The organism is Shewanella carassii (genome assembly GCF_002777975.1).
Taxonomy (GTDB): Bacteria; Pseudomonadota; Gammaproteobacteria; order Enterobacterales; family Shewanellaceae; genus Shewanella; species Shewanella carassii.
In genome coordinates, this window is record NZ_NGVS01000025.1 from 25,429 (window position 1) to 43,575 (window position 18,147).

Annotated in this window: 14 protein-coding genes and 1 pseudogene; 4 read left to right on the forward strand and 11 right to left on the reverse strand. The window is 54.5% G+C overall.

Annotation, left to right across the window (positions count from 1 at the left end; genetic code table 11):
• Positions 1-28: 28 nt before the first annotated feature.
• From CBE72_RS12815 to CBE72_RS12860, 10 genes and pseudogenes are all read right to left on the reverse strand, one after another.
• Positions 29-959, reverse strand: a pseudogene (locus CBE72_RS12815) (adenosylmethionine decarboxylase).
• A gap of 52 nt (positions 960-1,011) precedes the next feature.
• Entirely contained in the window at positions 1,012-2,925 is a 1,914-nt protein-coding gene (gene speA, locus CBE72_RS12820; protein WP_100143956.1) for a biosynthetic arginine decarboxylase, read from the reverse strand.
• A gap of 28 nt (positions 2,926-2,953) precedes the next feature.
• On the reverse strand, positions 2,954-3,829 hold the full coding sequence (speE, locus tag CBE72_RS12825) for a polyamine aminopropyltransferase (RefSeq protein ID WP_100143958.1): 876 nt from the start codon (positions 3,827-3,829) through the stop codon (positions 2,954-2,956).
• Positions 3,830-3,936: 107 nt separating this feature from the next.
• Positions 3,937-4,083 carry a hypothetical protein gene (locus tag CBE72_RS20240; protein WP_093983023.1) on the reverse strand — a complete coding sequence of 49 codons (147 nt, stop codon included), beginning with the start codon at positions 4,081-4,083 and terminating at the stop codon, positions 3,937-3,939.
• 224 nt (positions 4,084-4,307) lie between these two features.
• Positions 4,308-4,568 carry a hypothetical protein gene (locus CBE72_RS12835; protein WP_100143960.1) on the reverse strand — a complete coding sequence of 87 codons (261 nt, stop codon included), beginning with the start codon at positions 4,566-4,568 and terminating at the stop codon, positions 4,308-4,310.
• The gene (locus CBE72_RS12840) at positions 4,561-5,220 is read right to left on the reverse strand and encodes a CoA transferase subunit B (RefSeq protein ID WP_100143962.1); all 660 of its coding nucleotides are present in this window, start codon (positions 5,218-5,220) and stop codon (positions 4,561-4,563) included. Before CBE72_RS12840 ends, CBE72_RS12835 begins: the two co-directional genes overlap by 8 nt.
• Before the next feature lie 15 nt (positions 5,221-5,235).
• Positions 5,236-5,937 carry a CoA transferase subunit A gene (locus CBE72_RS12845; protein WP_100143964.1) on the reverse strand — a complete coding sequence of 234 codons (702 nt, stop codon included), beginning with the start codon at positions 5,935-5,937 and terminating at the stop codon, positions 5,236-5,238.
• 30 nt (positions 5,938-5,967) lie between these two features.
• Positions 5,968-6,738 (reverse strand): 3-hydroxybutyrate dehydrogenase, encoded by a 771-nt coding sequence (locus CBE72_RS12850; RefSeq protein ID WP_100143966.1) that lies wholly within the window; start codon positions 6,736-6,738, stop codon positions 5,968-5,970.
• A 36-nt stretch (positions 6,739-6,774) separates the two neighbouring features.
• On the reverse strand, positions 6,775-8,007 hold the full coding sequence (locus tag CBE72_RS12855; RefSeq protein ID WP_100143968.1) for an E22 family MetX-like putative esterase: 1,233 nt from the start codon (positions 8,005-8,007) through the stop codon (positions 6,775-6,777).
• 9 nt (positions 8,008-8,016) lie between these two features.
• Positions 8,017-9,315, reverse strand: coding sequence for a GntP family permease (locus CBE72_RS12860; protein ID WP_028779308.1), 1,299 nt, complete (start codon positions 9,313-9,315; stop codon positions 8,017-8,019).
• Positions 9,316-9,604: 289 nt separating this feature from the next.
• Between CBE72_RS12860 and CBE72_RS12865 the strand changes: the two genes are divergently transcribed.
• Both CBE72_RS12865 and CBE72_RS12870 read left to right on the forward strand, forming a co-directional pair.
• Complete coding sequence (locus CBE72_RS12865; RefSeq protein ID WP_100143970.1) at positions 9,605-11,884, forward strand: TonB-dependent receptor; 2,280 nt, start codon at positions 9,605-9,607, stop codon at positions 11,882-11,884.
• Between the two features lie 88 nt (positions 11,885-11,972).
• Positions 11,973-12,617, forward strand: coding sequence for a response regulator (locus tag CBE72_RS12870; RefSeq protein WP_025888960.1), 645 nt, complete (start codon positions 11,973-11,975; stop codon positions 12,615-12,617).
• Between the two features lie 43 nt (positions 12,618-12,660).
• On the opposite strand, the gene CBE72_RS12875 is transcribed toward CBE72_RS12870, so the two are convergent.
• The gene (locus CBE72_RS12875; protein ID WP_100143972.1) at positions 12,661-16,113 is read right to left on the reverse strand and encodes a PAS domain-containing hybrid sensor histidine kinase/response regulator; all 3,453 of its coding nucleotides are present in this window, start codon (positions 16,111-16,113) and stop codon (positions 12,661-12,663) included.
• 275 nt (positions 16,114-16,388) lie between these two features.
• Between CBE72_RS12875 and CBE72_RS12880 the strand changes: the two genes are divergently transcribed.
• Both CBE72_RS12880 and CBE72_RS12885 read left to right on the forward strand, forming a co-directional pair.
• Entirely contained in the window at positions 16,389-17,222 is an 834-nt protein-coding gene (locus tag CBE72_RS12880; protein ID WP_100143974.1) for a CvfB family protein, read from the forward strand.
• Positions 17,223-17,392: 170 nt separating this feature from the next.
• Positions 17,393-18,106, forward strand: coding sequence for a YceH family protein (locus CBE72_RS12885; protein ID WP_100144071.1), 714 nt, complete (start codon positions 17,393-17,395; stop codon positions 18,104-18,106).
• Positions 18,107-18,147: the final 41 nt, after the last annotated feature.

Sequence of the window (18,147 nt, forward strand, 5' to 3'; positions counted from 1 at the left end):
TACTCCAAAACTTGGCTAATGCCGATATTTACATGGACTCAGGGATCAGCACTTCGTGGCACATCTGCTGATAATGACTGAAGCTGACATTATAACCCTGCTCCAGAGACAAAGAGCAACTTCCCAGACATAAATGTTCCGGGAAACCACGGGTGTCCTGCTGGGCGTTGAAGCCGATGACATCCCAACTACCGGGGTTAAGAATGGCCAGCAAACGGGCGAAGATATCTATCGGTTGCGCGGCGAGATCCAGGTTGGTCTCGAAGCTGACATAAGAGCTGCTTTCCTGCGGTGTGATATGAATAGTCATATACTCTTTACCGCGAATGCCGTTGATGGAATAACCAAAGGGCTCAAACAGGAAATCATCAAACTGAAAGCCGGGCAACATCTCTTCCAGTGCCAACAGTTGACGTATTCCGGCGCAACTTTGGTTATCGGAGCGCAAATAGTCGGCCGCTTCACCGCGAATGTGATACATCAACAGTTCATTGGTGATATCGTCGTTCTCGGCGCGATATGCCTTGTCACTGCAAAACAGATAATGATGATGGGAATCCAGATGACCGATACGATATGCCACCCCGGACATCTTATCTCTCAGTGCCTGTAAGTCTTGCTCAAAAGAGCTGGCTTGCAGGTGTGAAAGATATTCGTTTTTGCGCTGAAAAGTCGCAAAGGCTATCGCCTCTTCACCGAGAGAATCGATAAAATGCAGGGTCGAGCGCGCCAGTGTGGTGGTACCACAGGTCAACATTAAAAATCTGTCGTCCCAAACAAACAGGCTCGACTCGCTAAGCAGATAAGCATCGCAATAATCATTGCTGACGGAAGAGAGGATTTCTGCATTGGCCTTGGCCACCATCTCTTCCCAGAAGGGCTTTCCCAGTGAGCGCAGCGAAGGCGTAGCCGGCGTCACTATCACTTCAATTTTTTTTTTCTGAACCTTCAAAAAACATCTTTTATCTCTACTTATTGCAGGCCCCGAAGGGCCTGCTGAATGCACCGACCTTATGAAAAATCTTCCAGATAGGTATAACCCTTAAGACCCAATTGCAGCTCTTCAAGGATCGAGGTGCGTTCGTCTTCGGCAATATGCTGATTCACCAGCTCTTCATAGGTGCGCATAAAGGACACGGCATCCAGGTTCACATAGCGCAGCACATCGGCCACAGTGTCACCGGACAGCACAGACTCTATGTTGGCCAGGCCGCTTTCATCGAGACGCACCACAGCCGAGTTGGTATCACCAAACAGGTTGTGCATGTCACCGAGGATCTCCTGATAAGCCCCAACCAGGAAGAAACCGATAAGATACGGGCTCTCGGCACTCCAGGCAGGAACCGGCAGTGTGGTTTCAATCCCCTGCCCGTCCACATACTGATCCACCATGCCGTCCGAGTCACAGGTGATATCCAGCATCACGGCGCGGCGCTCAGGTGCGGTATCCAGCCCGGTTAGCGGCAACACAGGAAACACCTGATCTATGCCCCAGGCATCCGGCAGCGATTGGAACAGCGAGAAGTTAACGAAGAACTTGTCGGCCAGTTTCTCATTGAGTTCATCAATGATGGGCCTGTGATAACGGTTCTTGTTGTTCATCAAGCCCTGCAGCTCGTGACAGACACGCAGGTTGGTCTGCTCCGCCCAGGCGCGCTCTTCCAGGCTCAGTTGCCCAAGAGCAAACAGAGCGTGAGCTTCGGCCAGATCCGATTGAGTATCGTGGAAAATCTCAATCAAGGCGCGGGAATCGGCGCGGCCGCGGATATCGCTCCAGGACTGCCACATATTGTGCAGCAGCTGCGGAGCATCCTCTGCCGGTGGCTGGATATTCTCAGGGGAATAGGCCTCAGTACCGATAACATCCGTGATAAGTACGGCGTGGTGCGCCGTCAGGAAGCGGCCGGACTCAGAGATAATTCTCGGCACCGGCTGCTCGTACTCGGCGCAGACATCACTCAGAGCGCTGACGATATTGTTGGCGTATTCGCTCAGGCCATAGTTCATAGAGTTGTTGCTTTGGCTGCGGGTACCGTCATAGTCCACCGCCAGGCCGCCGCCCACGTCGAAACAGTTGACCTGGGCACCCAGTTTTCTCAGCTCACAGTAGAAGCGCGCCGCTTCACCCACACCATGGCGAATATCGCGGATATTGGCGATTTGCGAACCCAGGTGGAAGTGCAGCAACTGTAGCGAATCCAGCATGTCGGCACTCTTGAGCTCGTTAACCACCCGCAGCACCTGCGCAGCAGACAGACCAAACTTGGACTTTTCACCGCCGCTGGCCTGCCACTTGCCCTTGCCCTGGAACGCCAGACGTGCGCGCAGCCCCAGACGCGGAGTAACCCCAAGCTCGCGGGATTCCTGCAGTACCATCTTAAGCTCGGACATCTTCTCCAGCACTATGTAGACCTTGTGGCCCAACTTTTCGCCTATCAGTGCCAGGCGGATATATTCTTTATCCTTGTAGCCGTTACAGACTATGACTGAGCTGGCCTTTTGTGCCATCGCCAGTACCGCCATCAGCTCAGGCTTACTGCCGGCTTCAAGCCCAAGTTGCGGAGCTTCTTTGCTGACCTGGCTGGCGAGGATTTCCTCAACCACTGTCTGCTGCTGGTTCACCTTGATGGGATAAACCAACAGATAGTCCTCGCTGTACTCGTACTTTTGAATCGCCTGATTAAAGGCTTGGCACAGGCTATCGACCCTGTGGTGCAAAATCTGCGGGAAACGGACCAGCACAGGCAGGTTAACACCGGCCTTCACCATATCTTTGGCCAGTTCGTTCAGGCCGATTTTGCTGTCCGGATTCAAAGGATCCGGTGACACTGTCACCTCACCCTGATCGCTGATCCCGTAAAACCCCTGGCTCCAGTATGCGACGTTGTAGCCGACGCGGGCATCGTCAATAGACCAATCACTCATGTTCGTTAGCCTGTTATCAAAAAATGGGTTATGCGGTAACCGTCATCGCTGACGCGACCGCCTGTTCGACAAACGCCGGCAGCGCAAAGCTTGCCTGATGGATAGCCGGCGTGTAATAACGGGTGGTAATACCGGCCCGTTCAAAACGCTCTTCGAGAGTCGCCAGGCTATGCTGACGCGCCTCAAGATCATCGGTTGCCCAGGCAAAGGCCATGCTGCCACCCACATAGGTAGGCACGGCCGCCATATAGAACCGACACTCTTTCACATAAGAGCTCATGCGTCTGACGGTATTTTGCACTTCATCCAGCTGCATAAAAGGCACGCCGTTCTGAGCGACAAAAATCCCATTTTCATTGAGACAACGCTTACAGCCCTCGTAAAAGTCGGAACTGAACAGCACTTCCCCCGGACCAACGGGATCTGTGCAATCAGAGATAATCACATCAAATTTTTGCTGTGATTGCCTAACATAATCCATCCCGTCGCTGATCACCAAGTTGACTCTGGGGTCATCATAGGCGCCTTGAGAATGGTTTGGAAAATAGCTTTTACACATTTCCACTACGGCGGCATCAATCTCCACCATGGTAATGGATTCAATCTGTTTATGTTTGACCACTTCCCGCAGCATGCCGCCGTCACCGCCGCCTATAATAAGCACCCGCTTGACGTCACCGTGGGCCAGAATAGGCACATGGGTCAACATTTCGTGATAGACAAACTCATCTTTCTCTGTGGTCTGGATGGCGCCATTGAGCGCCATGACCCGTCCCATAGCAGCATTTTCAAAAATGCTCAGGTGCCACTGTTCGGTCTTTTGCTCGAACAGCACCTTTTCCACCTCAAAATACTGCCCGTATGCCGGATGCAGTGTCTCGTAGTAAATATTCTTGGCTTGCATTTAACCTAAAACTCTTGGTGTTGAATGTAAGGGTGGACAAATAACCCGTCCTCGGCAATTCCAAAACGAATGCCGAGTGAATGTATCGTCGTAGATGGACGACGGGCTCAGTTGGGACTATTGGCCTGTTCGCGGCCGGAATTGATGCGGATTAACGTGAGATGTTTCAAGCCGGTATTGTCATAGCTGACAATGGTTGAAAACCTGTGTTGTGGCACTTGGCGAACCAGTGCGGCAAATGAATGGCTGTGCATTAGCTAAAACCCTCTTAACCCCGTGTAAATGGTGCTTTGTTCATTTACACGGTTAATGACTCGTGAACCATAATAACCCTGTTACTCACGTTTGCCTGTCAGGACTGAATGTACCTTCAAAACGGCGCAATTAAACCTTGCTGTGCCCCATAATGCAAGCACGAATCACAGTTTATCCAAGGCTTTGAAATATAAACTACAGTTGCAATGTTCACCAATGCCATTTAAGCTAGTTTTTTTCGATTTATATCAATAAATTGAGCTTTGTAAGCCGATTTTATCTGTTCAAGATTTTTTAAATACTCAGGCTCCCTATTTTGATCGCCAGATACCGCTTCGGGTACCTGGTTTGATTCAATGCCGCCCCTTGGGGAATTCGAGGGTGAAAACTCACCCTCAAACAAAGGATTGTTATCTTGAAACCTGGCGATTCGAGCGCAAATCACGGCAGCTAAAAACGCCACCCAATTTAGCGAATTAATCAAAGGTCATTTCCGGAACAGACTCGCCGCAATGCAGTCTGCCCGCCGTCCTGGCGCGGATCTCCTCAACAGTTACCCCCGGCGAGCGCTCCAGTAGATGAAAGCCGTCGTCACGGATCTCCAACAGTGCCAAGTCCGTCAGCACCCGCTTGATACAGTTAACCCCGGTCAGCGGCAGCGTACAGCGCTCAAGCAACTTGGACTCACCCTGTTTGCTGCAGTGCATCATGGTACATATGATGTTGGCCGCACCGGCCACCAGATCCATGGCGCCGCCCATCCCTTTGACCATCTTGCCCGGGATCATCCAACTGGCAATATTGCCCTGTTGATCCACCTCCATCGCCCCCAACACTGTGAGATCCACATGCCCGCCCCTTATCATGGCAAAGCTCAGGGCCGAGTCGAAAATCGCCGCGCCTTTGACCGCAGTGACCGTCTCCTTACCGGCATTGATCATGTCGGCATCTATCTTTTCCTCCAACGGAAACGGCCCCATTCCCAACAGACCATTTTCCGAGTGCAGCATCACCTCTATCCCGGGTGGCAGGTAGTTGGCTACCAGAGTGGGAATGCCTATGCCCAGATTGACATAATCACCGTCACGGATCTCTCTGGCGACCCGCATAGCCATCTGTTCGCGACTCAACGCCATAATGCTGTTCTCCTGTTAGCTGGACCGAAAGGTGCGCTTTTCGATGCGTTTTTCAAACTGTCCCTGCACCAGGCGATCGACAAAAATCCCCGGCGTATGAATTTGTGATGGCGGCAGGCTGCCGGGCTCGACTATCTCTTCGGCCTCTACCACGGTTATCTTGCCCGCCATCGCTGCCAAGGGGTTGAAGTTCATCGCGGTGTGGCGATAGATGCAGTTGCCCTGCCAATCAGCCTTCCAGGCGCGAACCAGCGCAAAGTCGGCGACTATGCCGCGCTCCAGCAGATACTCCCGGCCTTCGAAATGTTCACTGGGTTTGCCCTCGGCCACCGGAGTACCGACTCCCGTGGCCGTGTAAAACGCCGGTATCCCGGCGCCGCCGGCGCGGATCCGCTCGGCCAGAGTGCCCTGTGGTACCAACTCCACCTCCAGCTCACCAGTCATCATCAATTGCTCAAATAGGGCATTTTCACCCACGTATGACGCCACCATCTTGCGAATTTGGCGGTTTTGCAGCAACAGCCCAAGACCGAAGTCGTCGACGCCACAGTTGTTGGACACCAGCTCCAGATCACGCACCTCTCTGCGCACCAACTCGGCTATCAAGCCCTCGGGAATGCCACAAAGGCCAAAGCCTCCGGCAATGATCCGCATCTCATGGGTTATCCCCTCCAATGCCTGTTCATGACTGGCAACCCTTTTATCCAACCCGGCCATAGTGATTCTCCTGTGTCAGCCTCTCTTGCCTTATTGCGCGGTCCAGCCACCGTCCAGCACCAGCGTCTGGGCGGTAATGTTGCGCGCCGCCGGTGCCATCAAAAACGCTACCGAATGCACGATTTCATCGACGCCGATAAACGCCTTCTTCGGCATGGGGGACAGCATGATGTTGTCGATAACCTCTTGCTCGCTCATGCGGTGCTCCCTTGCCTGGGACGCTATCTGCGCCTCCACCAGCGGTGTTTTCACATAAGCTGGGCAAATCGTGTTGACGGTAATGTCCCAGTCGGCGTTTTCCAGCGCCACTACCTTGCTCAGCCCCAGCAAACCGTGTTTGGCGGCCACATAGGCCGACTTGTACCTGGATGCCACCAGTGCATGGATAGAGCCGATATTGATGATGCGGCCAAAGTTGCGCTCCCGCATTCCCGGCAGCAATGCCTTGCAAAGCATCGCCGGGCCGGTGAGCATCACCTGTTGCAGCAGTTGCCACTTCTCGGCCGGAAAGGCGTCGAGGCGCGCCACATGCTGCAGTCCGGCATTGTTGATGAGCACATCCACTTCAATGTCAGCCAGTTGCTCTGTCAGCGCTTCAATGGCCCGGGGGTCGGCGACATTGAGCCCAAGGCCCAAGCAGTTGCCGCCGGCTTGATTAAGCGTGTTGGCGGCCAGTATCGCCCGCTCAGGGTCGAGATCGCTCAGCAATATCCTGTGGCCAAAGGCCGCCAGCTCAGTGGCAATCGCCAGGCCGATACCGCTGGCCGCGCCGGTGATCAATACGGTTTTAGGGTCTTTCATACAGGCTCCTTAAATTACGCCCTGCGGCGGCTTGACTCAGTCCGCCAGAAATGCACGGATTTCATCACTCTTGCTCTGAATGGAGAACAAGCCATCGAGATGGCCCCAGGGGCCTTTAATTTCACTTATCTCTACCTCTTTACCCAGTTCCTTCAGGGTGGCGGCCATCTGCCTCACCCTCTGGGGCCGCAGCAGCAGATCGCCACTGGCGGGCAGCAACAGGCTCTTGGCCTTTATCTTGGCCAAGGCGGGTTTCAGCTCGCCCCCTTGCCAATCGGCACTGAACAGTTGCGAGGCCCGTACCAGATACAGTACATGGTTGGCATCCTGCAATGCCGCCCTGGCCCCGGCGCGCTGTTGCAAGATCTGGCTGATTTGCGGCAGCGTGCGAATATCCGCCAGCGCGGCTTTGTCGGCGACAGTGAAATCCTTGAAGCTGGCCAGATAAGCCTCCGGCGCCATTGCATCCTGGGTGATATTGAGCAGCGCCGCGGTCAGCCCTGCCACCGGGGGCGTCTTGCCGTAGTAGTCGCCGCCGCGCCAGTTGGGATCCAGCCGGATAGGCAGGGCCCATTTTTCTAGTGCCGGTACGCTCCAGGCATCCATGCTGTCGGCGCCGATAACATGAATGAGCCGCTCGACTCTATCCGGGTAACTCACCGCCCAATCTAGCGCCTGAAATGACCCCATGGAGGCACCCATCACCGCATGGAGTTTTTCAATGCCGAGACTCTCCAGCAGCAAGCGCTGCACCTCTACGAAGTCATGAATGGTCACCACGGGGAAATCCAATCCCCAGGGTTTGCCGGTTTCAGGGTTGATGCTGGCAGGCCCTGTGGTGATGGTATGACCGTCGTGCACATTGGCGTTGACCAGAGTGTCGGCGCTGACAACAAAGAAGCGATTGGTATCTATCGCCTTGCCCGGCCCGATGATGGCGTCCCAATAGCCACTCTGGGGATCAGACTCGGCGTACTTGCCGGCGGCGTGGGAATTACCGGAAAAGAAATGAGTGATCAGTATGACATTGTCCTTGGCCGCATTGAGACTGCCGTAGCTTTCCCAGCCGACGGTCACACTGGGCAACACTTTGCCCGATACTGTGCGAAACTCAGTGGTGGTAAACGACTTTTTCTCCACCAGCACAGGCTGGGCGGTTGCTTTCAAGGACGAAGCCGCCGTGGCAGAAACGGACTCGGCCGAAGCCGGAGCACTGGCTTGGGCAACCCCAAGCAGCGCCGCAAACATGCAGGATGCAAATAACTTCATATTCACCTCTTAAAACCAAATAAACAGAGCCAGTGCCAGCGCGACACCGATAAGGGGCAGCAGGGTCGTCAGCGCCGCCATCGCCCAATAGGCGCGCTTGTGGGTTTCCTTACAGATGGCGCGAATGGTGGTAACCACATAACCGTTATGGGGCAAGGTATCCAAAGCACCGGAAGAGATAGCCACCACTCGATGCAACTGATCAGGGTTCACCCCCATATCCAGATAATGGGGCGCCACCAAAGGCAGGGCTATCGCCTGGCCGCCACTGGCAGAGCCGGTAAGGCCGGCGATTACGCTCACCGCCACCGCAGCCCCCAACAGCTCATTGCCCGGCATATTGGTCATCACCTCAACCGCGGTGGCAAAGGCGGTCGATGATTTGGCGACGGCGCCAAAGCCGACCACGGCGCTGGTATTGCCTATGGCCACCAGTGCGCCTGTGGTGCCGTCGTTGACCGCCCGTCCCAGATGATGAAAATGGCGGAAGTTGATTAACATCAGCGTCAACACTCCACCGAGCAAGGCAACTATCAGGGCATTTTGTGCCAGGGTATCGTGCAGCCAAAAGGAGATAACCAGCACCACAATGAGAGGGATCACCCCTGTGATGGGATGGGGCAGATCCCGCTCCGGCACTTCAGGATCATCACTGCGCGCCTCGAAACGCTCGCCTCTGGCGATGGCTCGGTTAATCATCCACTTGAGCCAAAAATAACCGCTGACCGCCATAAACAGGGCCACCACCAGGCTCACTTCCCAGGCAGCCCAGGGAGAGGTATTGAGGTATTTGATCGGGATCCAGTTCTGGATCTCAGGCGAACCGGCCGAGGTCATGGTGAAAGTCACCGAGCCCAATGCCAACGCAGCCGGAATAAAGCGCCGCGGCAGATTGGCGTCCTTGAACAGCCCCAGCGCCATGGGATAGACGGAAAATGCGACAATAAATACGCTGACGCCGCCATAGGTCAACACGGCACAGGCGGCGACCACTGCCAGCACCGCATAGCGGATCCCGAGTTTCCCCACAATAAAATGCGCCACCGCATCGGCCGCGCCGGTATCTTCCATAAACTTGCCGAACAGAGAGCCCAGCAAAAACATAAAGAACCAGGACGCCAGAAAGCCGGAAAAACCGCCCATATAGGCACTGACAAAGTCAGCCCCCGAGGCATCAAATAATGGAATATGGTTGCTCAGCGCCACCAAGGCCGCGCACAGTGGCGCGGCGACAAACAGGTTGACACCTCTGAGTGTCAAAATAATCAGCAGCAGTAAGCCACCGAAGAGTCCCAGCATACTCAACATAAGCCCATCTCTTGTTGTTGGCCGCCCTATTCCGGCGCCGCAAATTTGCAGCGATTGACCAGGCGTCATTGTTAATTTTTTGCAACCAATTTTTGCAACCAAGAGAGTGACAAGCAAAAGCCGGATTGAACATAACACCATAGTGCTATACACAAAATAACCAATAAATTTCAAACCATTAAATAACACTGTACTAAGGTGCTAATTCCCTTCCGCTTCCTTTGCTCTAGAGTAAACGCCGAAGTGTTAACAAAAACAAAACAAACAAAACAGCAAAAAGGACTTAATCATGAGTCAAGCCAAGATCCCCTACTCTCTGCTGGCACTGGCCATCGCTTCGGCATTGACGCCGATAGCGGCTCAGGCAGAAGAAACCAACAATAAGGGCGAGCTGGAACGTATTGAAGTCACCGCCAGACGCACAGTGGAAAACCTGCAGGAAGTACCGGTCGCCGTCACCTCAGTCAGTGAGGCCGAGCTTAATGAGCGCGGTATTACCGTGGTGACCGAAGTGCAGCAGTTCTCCCCCAATACCACGCTGCAGGCGAGTCGGGGAACCAACTCCACCATGACCGCCTTTATTCGCGGCGTGGGCCAGCAGGACCCGCTCTGGGGTTATGAGCCCGGCGTCGGTATCTATGTGGATGATATCTATATCGCCCGCCCACAAGGGGCGGTGCTGGATCTGCTGGATGTGCAGCAGATAGAGATACTGCGCGGCCCTCAGGGTACGCTTTACGGCAAGAACACCATAGGCGGTGCGGTCAAGTATGTGACCAAGGTGATGTCCGGCGATCCCCAGCTGAATATTCAGGGCTCCTACGGCAGCTTTAATCAGAAAGATCTCAAGCTCACCGGCCAGTATCCGTTGATAGACGAGCAGCTGTATCTGGGCTTTGGCTATGCCAACCTCAACCGCGATGGTTTCGGTGAGTTTTTGACCTCGGCCGAGCCGAACCAGGACAAAGAGAATTACAACAAAGATCTCAGTGCCATGCGGCTCACCCTGGAGTATCACCCGACAGACTCACTGTTTTTCCGCCTCGCCTGGGATAAAACAGACGATAAATCCAACGCCAAGGGCGGTTATCGCCTGCTGCCGAGTCTGCTGACCAATGCCCCGGTACCGGACAGCAAGTTTGACTCCTACACCAGTCTGCCCACCTGGAACGAGGTGGACCTCGAAGGTTGGAGCTTCACCGGCAGCTGGGACATAAACCACTCAACGCAGCTGAAATATATTGCGGCCAGAAGAGAGAGTTACTCACCCACCAACATAGATTTCGACAACACCTCGCTGCAAATTTTCGACGTACCGGCCATCTATGACGACGAGCAAACCACCCATGAGCTGCAGCTGCATCACAGCGGCGACAACTACAAGCTGGTGTCCGGTCTTTACTACTATGATGCCGAGTCCTGCGGCCAGTTTCAGGCGATTCTCGAAGAGCTTGGAAAGGCGCTCAACGCCCCTGGGCTGACCCGTGAAGTGAGCGGCTGCTCTAACTCCACCAGCAAGGCGGCCTACATTCAGGGCAGCGTAGATTTGAGTGACAACTGGTCCATGACCCTGGGGCTCAGATACACCCAGGACGAAAAGCAAGCCTATGTCCGCAACGGCCTGATATTTGATACCGTCTATCCCGAATCCGGCTGGGTGCCGGGCTATGTCCGTCCCGAAGGCGACTTGGTGCCCTTGGTATTGGACGACAGTGAAGACTGGTCCAAGCTGACCCCAAGAGTCGGGGTGGAATACCAGTACTCGGATGACATCATGTTCTTTGCCAGTTACGCCCAGGGCTTCAAGTCCGGCACCTTTAATCCCAGGGCCGAAAGCGCCGAGCCGGCGGCAGATCCTGAAACCGTTGACAGCTTCGAGCTGGGGATGAAGAGCGAATGGGGCCGCAACTTAAGGGCCAACCTGACCCTGTTCAGCCTGGATCATAAGGACAGGCAGTATATCTCTGTTTTGCCGGGCGACACGGCCGCCGATCTCAATCAGCGCCTGGGTAACATAGGCTCTTCGGAGGCACGTGGCGCCGAGCTTGAGATGACCTGGGTGGCCACAGACGCGCTGAACTTTGACCTGGCGGTGGGCTATATCGATGCGGAATTCAGTGAAGTGTTCGATACCGACCCTGCCACGGGTGAAACTTTCGACAAGTCGGACAGATTTACCATAGCCAATACCCCGGATCTCACCTTTAACCTGGGTTTCACCTATCGTCTCTATGCCGATATCGGTGAGTTTGTCTTTAACGGCAACTATTACTATCGCGGTGACTATGTGCTGTTTGAGGAAGACAGCCTGCTAACCCAGGACGCCTACGGCCTGTTGAATCTGGGGATCACCTGGTATAGCAATGACGGCAGCTGGTATGCCGGCCTCTATGGCAAAAACCTCACCGATGAAGAGTACCTTATCGGCGGCTATCAGTTTGTCACCCCGGATCCGAGCGATCCGACAGATGTCAGCAAGTACACCCCAGGACTCGGTGGCGACAACACCCTGATTGGTTATTACGGCGATCCACGTACAGTGACCCTGACGGTAGGCTACCGCTTTTAATCAGTGCCCCGAACAAGGCTTACCCTAGGGTAAGCCTTGTTTTTATTGATACTTTACCGTATAAAATTTGAAACCCGGAGCCCTTAGGATGAGTCTGGTGAAAGCCATAATTGCCGATGATCACCCGCTGTTTCGCAGCGCCCTCAAGCAAGCCGCCGCCTGCGTATTGGATGAAGCACAGATACGCGAATGCGCCGATCTCGAGGGGTTATTTGAGCTGCTCGGGCGACACAGTGAAACTGAGCTGGTGTTTCTCGACCTCGGCATTCCAGGAGCCAATGGTTTGCAGGGACTGTCGCAACTGCGCAATCAATACCCGGATGTGTTGATCATCATGGTGTCGGCCACCGAAGCACCGGCGATTATGCAGCAAGCCATCGCCCTGGGCGCTTCGGCCTATGTGCCCAAGTCCTCGCCGCTGGAGCGGATATCCGAAGCCATCGCCGAGGTGCTCAATGGCGAAACCTGGCTACCGGCGGATTTGGCGCTGGAAACTCTGGACGCCGATGACGAGCAGACGGACTTTGCCAGAAATCTAGAAAAACTGACGCCGCAACAATACAAGGTGCTGGCGATGATAGCCGATGGTCTGCTCAATAAGCAGATAGCTTATGAAATGCAGGTGCAGGAAACCACGGTCAAGCAGCATGTATCGGCCATTCTGCGCAAGCTCGGCCTCAACAACCGAACCCAGGCCGGTATCCGCTATAACCAGCTCAGCCGCCCCGAATAACGGTTTCCCCTTCCCCACAAAGCGCCTTATTTAAAAGCGCGCCTCAATTGAGCAAACGCTTGATACTGCGCCTGAGCGCCGGCAACTTCAGGGGCTTGTAAAGCAAGGGGAAACCGGCATCACTAACCTGCTCGCGAATGCTTTCGGCCTGATTGGCAGTATTGATAATCACAGGTAATCCGGACAAACCCTGGGAGGCCAACAGCTCAACCCCGGTGAGACCGGCATCCAACTGATAATCGACTATCAAAAGTTGCGGTAAGGGCAAACGCGCTCGCAGTTCAGCCAACTGCTCGGCGCCGGTGGCCTTTTCTATCTCGCAGCCCCAACTGCCCATGACCTGTCCCAGGGCTTCGAGCACGGTTTGATCATTATCCACCAGCCAAACCCGCAACCCGGCAAAATCTGACTCACTCTCCAAAGTCTTGGGTTTGACCGCGGCCACAGCCCCCGGCAGCGACTTGCATTGCAGCAACAAGGTAAACTGAGTACCGGTTCCTACCTGGGAACCCAGTAGCAAGGGGATGTCCAACAGATCGCAGATACGCTTGGTAATCGCCAGCCCAAGCCCCAGCCCTTCGGCGTTACCGCGGCTGCCGAGCTGCTTGAACTCTTCAAATATGGTCAGTTGATCTTCCTTGGCGATGCCTATGCCCGTGTCTTCCACTATCAATGACAAGAGTCCGTTTTCAAGATAGGTCTTCAGCCGCACTTCGCCCTGCTCGGTATAACGAATGGCGTTGCTGAGCAGATTACGCAGCACACGTTTGAGCAGCGCCTTGTCGGTATTGAGCAGCACTTCCTGACTCTCGAGATGAAAGCCAATACCTTTTTGCGCCGCAAGCGCCTGATACTCGTGCCTGAGGGGATCTATGATTTGCCGCAATGGAAATTCACTGACATTCACCTTGAAGGCTCCGGCGTTGAGCTTGGTCAGTTCCAGAATACTGCTGAGCAGCTCTTCGGCGCTGCCAAGGGAGCTGCGGATATTATCGGCCAGGGTTTCCAGCTCACTGCCCCTGGCTTTATCACTCATCAAGGAGCAGAACAGGCTGGCGGCATTGAAGGGTTGCAACAGATCGTGACTGGCGGCGGCAAAAAAGCGGGTCTTGCTCTCGGTTGCCTGCTCGGCCACCCGTTTGGCATTGGACAGCTCGCGGTTGGCCTGGGTCAACGCCCGGGTGCGCTGGTTGACCTTTTCTTCCAGCGAGGCATTGACGTGTTCCAGCTGGCGCTGCTGGCTGACAAAATCGGTCACATCCGTATAGGTGGTCACAAAGCCGCCACCGGGTAAGGGGTTACCCTGCATCTCATACACCCGGCCATTGCTGTGGGTACGCTGATACTTATAGGCGCTGCCCTGACGCAGATAGTCGAGACGCTTGGCAATTTCCTGCTCAGGATCTTCGCCGCGAAACATGCCTCTGTGGGCGTTGAGGCGAATGATCTCTTCCACCGGTCGACCTATATAGAGCGCCTCATCCGGGTAGAGAAACATATCCTTGTAGCCCTGATTCCAGGCCACCAGCCTCAGCTGGGAGTCCACCACACTGATCCCCTGTTGGATATTTTCTATGGTCGATTGCAGCAAGTCGCGATTAAAGCGCAGCACTTCGCGGGCCTCATCGACAAATTCGGCCACCTGCTCCAGCCCCTGATGTTTCTCATCTTTGGCGGCATCGATAATCAGCCTGGCCGAGGCGCCGCCGACCATGGCGGCGAGCTCTCTCTCGACCAACTGTTCGGTTCGCACCGGCGCATCCGCTTTCCAGTGATTGGGATCCAGCGGGAACTCGCTGGCAACCAACTGACTGGCCGAGTCGGCTTCGCCGAAGCGTTTCAGTAAGGCCGCCAGATCATGAAAACTCAAACTGGCCTTGGGCACACCTTCCCGTCTGTCATCCCGGCTGATAACAAACTTGCTGCTCTGCAGCCGCTCGGCGAGCCCCGCCGGGCGCAGCACTGGCAGCAAGATATACACCAATAGATTGAGCCCAAGCGACAGCAGCATGGACTGGGTAATATCATCCAGCCCCAGCCCCAGTAGATCCCTTGGTGCCAAAGCCTGAACACCGAATGGGCCATTGTCGAGCCAGGGCTGGTAACCAACCGCGCCTATCACCAGATTCGGCAGCAGCAAGGTATAAAACCACACCAGCGAGCCTGAGGCGATCCCCAGTTGTGCCCCGAGGCAAGAGGCCTGACGCCACCATAAACCTATGATCAGCGCAGGTGCAAACTGCGCCACCAGGGAAAAAGACATCAAGCCCACCATGGCCAGAGAGTTGGTATCGGCCAGTATTCTGTGGGTGAAGTAACTCAGCAGCAACAGCGCGAAGATCACCGCCCTTCTGGCCTGCAGCAAGGCGTTTTGGCTGAGGCCGCGACTGCCGGAGGCCAGTGATGAACGCCGCAGAATAAACTGATTGATAAAGTCGTTGGTGATCATGATTGACAGCACTATCGCCGAGACAATCACCATGCTGGTAGCCGCCGAAAACCCGCCGAGAAACACCATCAGGGAAACGGCGTGATTCTCTACCGCCATCGGCAAGGCCAGTACGAAGGAGTCCGGCGCCACCTGCTCCTTACCGAACCATAACAGGCCGGCTACCGCGATAGGCAAAATAAACAGATTGATAAGAATGAGATACAGCGGAAACAGCCAGCGCGCCGTACTGAGATGGCCCTCACCGCCCGGTTCAATAAACTGCATATGAAACTGACGCGGCAAACAGAACATGGCCAACACCCCAAGCAGGGTATGGGTGGCATAGATGTAGCCGGAGTCGACCTCAAAGCTCAAGTGCCCTTCGGCCTTGGCGCTCTGAGCCTGTTGCCAGAGTGCCAGCGGGCTGTCGAACAAACCGAAACAGACAAACAGCCCGACCGAGATAAAAGCAGCCAGCTTCACCAGCGATTCAAACGCCATACTGGCCACCAGCCCCGGGTTGTGCTCGCTGGGTCTTGGACGCCGGGCACCAAACAGTACGGCAAACAGCGCCAGCAGCAACATGATATAAAAGGTACTGTCTTGCCAGAATCCACCGGAGGAAACTTCTTCGCCCGTGAGCATGGCGATACTTTCCGAGGTGGCCGACAGCTGCAGCGAAATATAGGGCACTATGGCAATCACGGAAATAAAAGACACCAGCCCGGAGAGGCTGGAAGACTGGCCATAGCGGCTGGCGATAAAGTCGGCCAGGGATGTGAGTTTTTCATCGCGGCAGATTTGTGCCACCCGGCAGTAAAGCCGCCAGCCAAATAGAAACAGGATCAAGGTACCGGCATAGGTGGGCGCCAGCCACCAACCATGATTGGCGGCCTGGGCTGTGGTACCGAAAAAAGCCCAGGAGGTGCAGTAGACGCCGAGTGTCAGGCTATAAAACAGTGCCCGAAAGCGTTTGGGTTTATATTTATCCGCCCACCAGGCGATGATAAACAACAGCGCGAGATACAAGAGTGCCAGCAGGCTGACGGACCAAATAGAGAACATAGGCAAAGGTTTTTATTTTCAGCTTAACCAGTTCTGCTGCAAAAAGCAGCGCTAACTTTAGTCTTATTCAAACTTAGGGAAGTCTGACTTCGACAGGCCCCGGCATGCCTTCAGTCAGATGCCTTGAACACCAATTGCTGTGCAAGCCACGCCCTACAAAAGAGAAGGCCACGAGGACTTATTCGCACCTCCCTAACAAAAGGCACGGGCATAGGTGAGCGCAATCCGTTATAATCCGCCGCAGCTGAAACAAAGTTAATCAGGTTCAAAAACAGATGGCAGAAATAGGTCAAAGTTGCACCCTGGAAGTGGTCAAACAGGTTGATTTCGGGGTTTACCTCAACGCTCATGAGTTGGGACAGGTGTTATTACCCAATAAAGTGGTGCCCAAGGGTTGTCAGGTGGGCGACAAGTTGGAGGTGTTCCTCTATCTGGACTCCAACGACCTGCCCATCGCAACCACTAAAAAGCCCCTGGCTCAGGTGGGTGAGTTTGCTTATCTCAAGGTAGTTTCCATAGGTCGGGTCGGTGCCTTCCTCGATTGGGGACTGGAAAAAGATCTGCTGCTGCCCTTCGGTGAGCAGCACAAGCAGGCCGAAGAAGGCCGCAGTTACCTGGTCTATGTTCACCGTAACCGCGCCGACGAGCGGATTGTCGCTTCGTCCAAAATCGATAAGTTTGTCGATAAGAGCCCGGCTTGGTACAAGAATGGTCAACAGGTTGACCTTATCATCGCAGGTACCACAGATCTCGGCTATAAGGCGATAGTCAACAACAAGCATTGGGGCGTCATCTATCAAAATGAGGTGTTCCGTAAGCTGAAGTTTGGCCAAAAGCTCAAGGGTTATATCAAGCAGGTGCGTCACGACAACAAACTGGATCTGACCCTGCAAAAGGCCGACCGTCAGGAGTTGGATCAGCAATCACAGCGGATCATGAAGAAGCTGGCTCAGGCCGGCGGTTTCCTGCCCTACAGCGACAAGACCTCGCCCGAAGTGATCTACGCCGAACTTGGCATGAGCAAGAAGGCCTTCAAAAAAGCCATCGGCGGCCTGTTCAAGGCCGGAAAACTGCGCATCGAAGATAATGGTATCCACGCCAGTAATTGAACAAAGAACTGGCAAAGAATTGAGCAAAAATAACGCGCCTGCCCTATTCAGGACAGGCGCAGCCGAGGAAAACCGCGACATCGGCTCAAGGCTCTGATATAACTCAAAAACACTGAGTAAAATGTCGGTCAGTTGGCCGACATCTGCCTTGAATGGAACTGTCAATTATGTTGCAACTCAATGCCATCGAAGCCAGAGTGATTGGCTGCCTGCTGGAAAAAGAAGTCACCACTCCGGATCTCTATCCCCTGTCTCTCAATTCACTGACCCAAGCCTGCAATCAAAAGACCAGCCGCGATCCCGTGATGGAACTGAGCGAGTCTGAAGTGCAGCAAGCCTTGGACAGCCTGAGTAAAAAACGTCTACTGAGTGAGCAGTCCGGCTTTGGCAGCCGGGTCATTAAATACCGCCACAGATTCTGCAACACAGAATTTGGCGAGCTGCAGTTTTCTCCCGCAGAGCTGGCAATTGTGTGTTTGTTGCTGCTGCGCGGCGCCCAAACCGCAGGTGAACTCAGAAGCCGGGCTCAGCGGCTGTTTGAATTTGACGGCCTGCCACAAGTGGAGCAAACCCTGCTGGCGTTGAAAGACAAAGGCTTTATCCGCCAACTGCCCAGGGAGCCCGGAAAACGTGAGATACGCTTTGCCGAGAACTTCACTGAGAATGATGGTGTATCTGAAGGTTACGGCGGCGCAGATACCACTCAGATTGCCAATCAAGCTACAGCTCACCATGAAGGTGAACGCGAAAGAGAGTGCGAAAGTGAGCCTGAAACGGCGAGCCAGAGCCGGATAGCTTTGCTTGAGCAAGAGCTGGCGACAATGAAGCAAGAGCTGGCTTTACTAAAACAGGAATTGGCCGAGCTCAAGGCGCAACTGGCATAATTGACCGTAAAAACGACAGCTACGGCTTGAAATAGCGGCCA

Bases quoted from the DNA above. Each gene is read 5' to 3' on its own strand.
- speA (WP_100143956.1), bottom strand. From the start codon at position 2,925: ATGAGTGATTGGTCTATTGACGATGCCCGCGTCGGCTACAACGTCGCA.
- speE (WP_100143958.1), bottom strand. From the start codon at position 3,829: ATGCAAGCCAAGAATATTTACTACGAGACACTGCATCCGGCATACGGG.
- CBE72_RS20240 (WP_093983023.1), bottom strand. From the start codon at position 4,083: ATGCACAGCCATTCATTTGCCGCACTGGTTCGCCAAGTGCCACAACAC.
- CBE72_RS12840 (WP_100143962.1), bottom strand. From the start codon at position 5,220: ATGGCGTTGAGTCGCGAACAGATGGCTATGCGGGTCGCCAGAGAGATC.
- CBE72_RS12845 (WP_100143964.1), bottom strand. From the start codon at position 5,937: ATGGCCGGGTTGGATAAAAGGGTTGCCAGTCATGAACAGGCATTGGAG.
- CBE72_RS12850 (WP_100143966.1), bottom strand. From the start codon at position 6,738: ATGAAAGACCCTAAAACCGTATTGATCACCGGCGCGGCCAGCGGTATC.
- CBE72_RS12855 (WP_100143968.1), bottom strand. From the start codon at position 8,007: ATGAAGTTATTTGCATCCTGCATGTTTGCGGCGCTGCTTGGGGTTGCC.
- CBE72_RS12860 (WP_028779308.1), bottom strand. From the start codon at position 9,315: ATGTTGAGTATGCTGGGACTCTTCGGTGGCTTACTGCTGCTGATTATT.
- CBE72_RS12865 (WP_100143970.1), top strand. From the start codon at position 9,605: ATGAGTCAAGCCAAGATCCCCTACTCTCTGCTGGCACTGGCCATCGCT.
- CBE72_RS12870 (WP_025888960.1), top strand. From the start codon at position 11,973: ATGAGTCTGGTGAAAGCCATAATTGCCGATGATCACCCGCTGTTTCGC.
- CBE72_RS12875 (WP_100143972.1), bottom strand. From the start codon at position 16,113: ATGTTCTCTATTTGGTCCGTCAGCCTGCTGGCACTCTTGTATCTCGCG.
- CBE72_RS12880 (WP_100143974.1), top strand. From the start codon at position 16,389: ATGGCAGAAATAGGTCAAAGTTGCACCCTGGAAGTGGTCAAACAGGTT.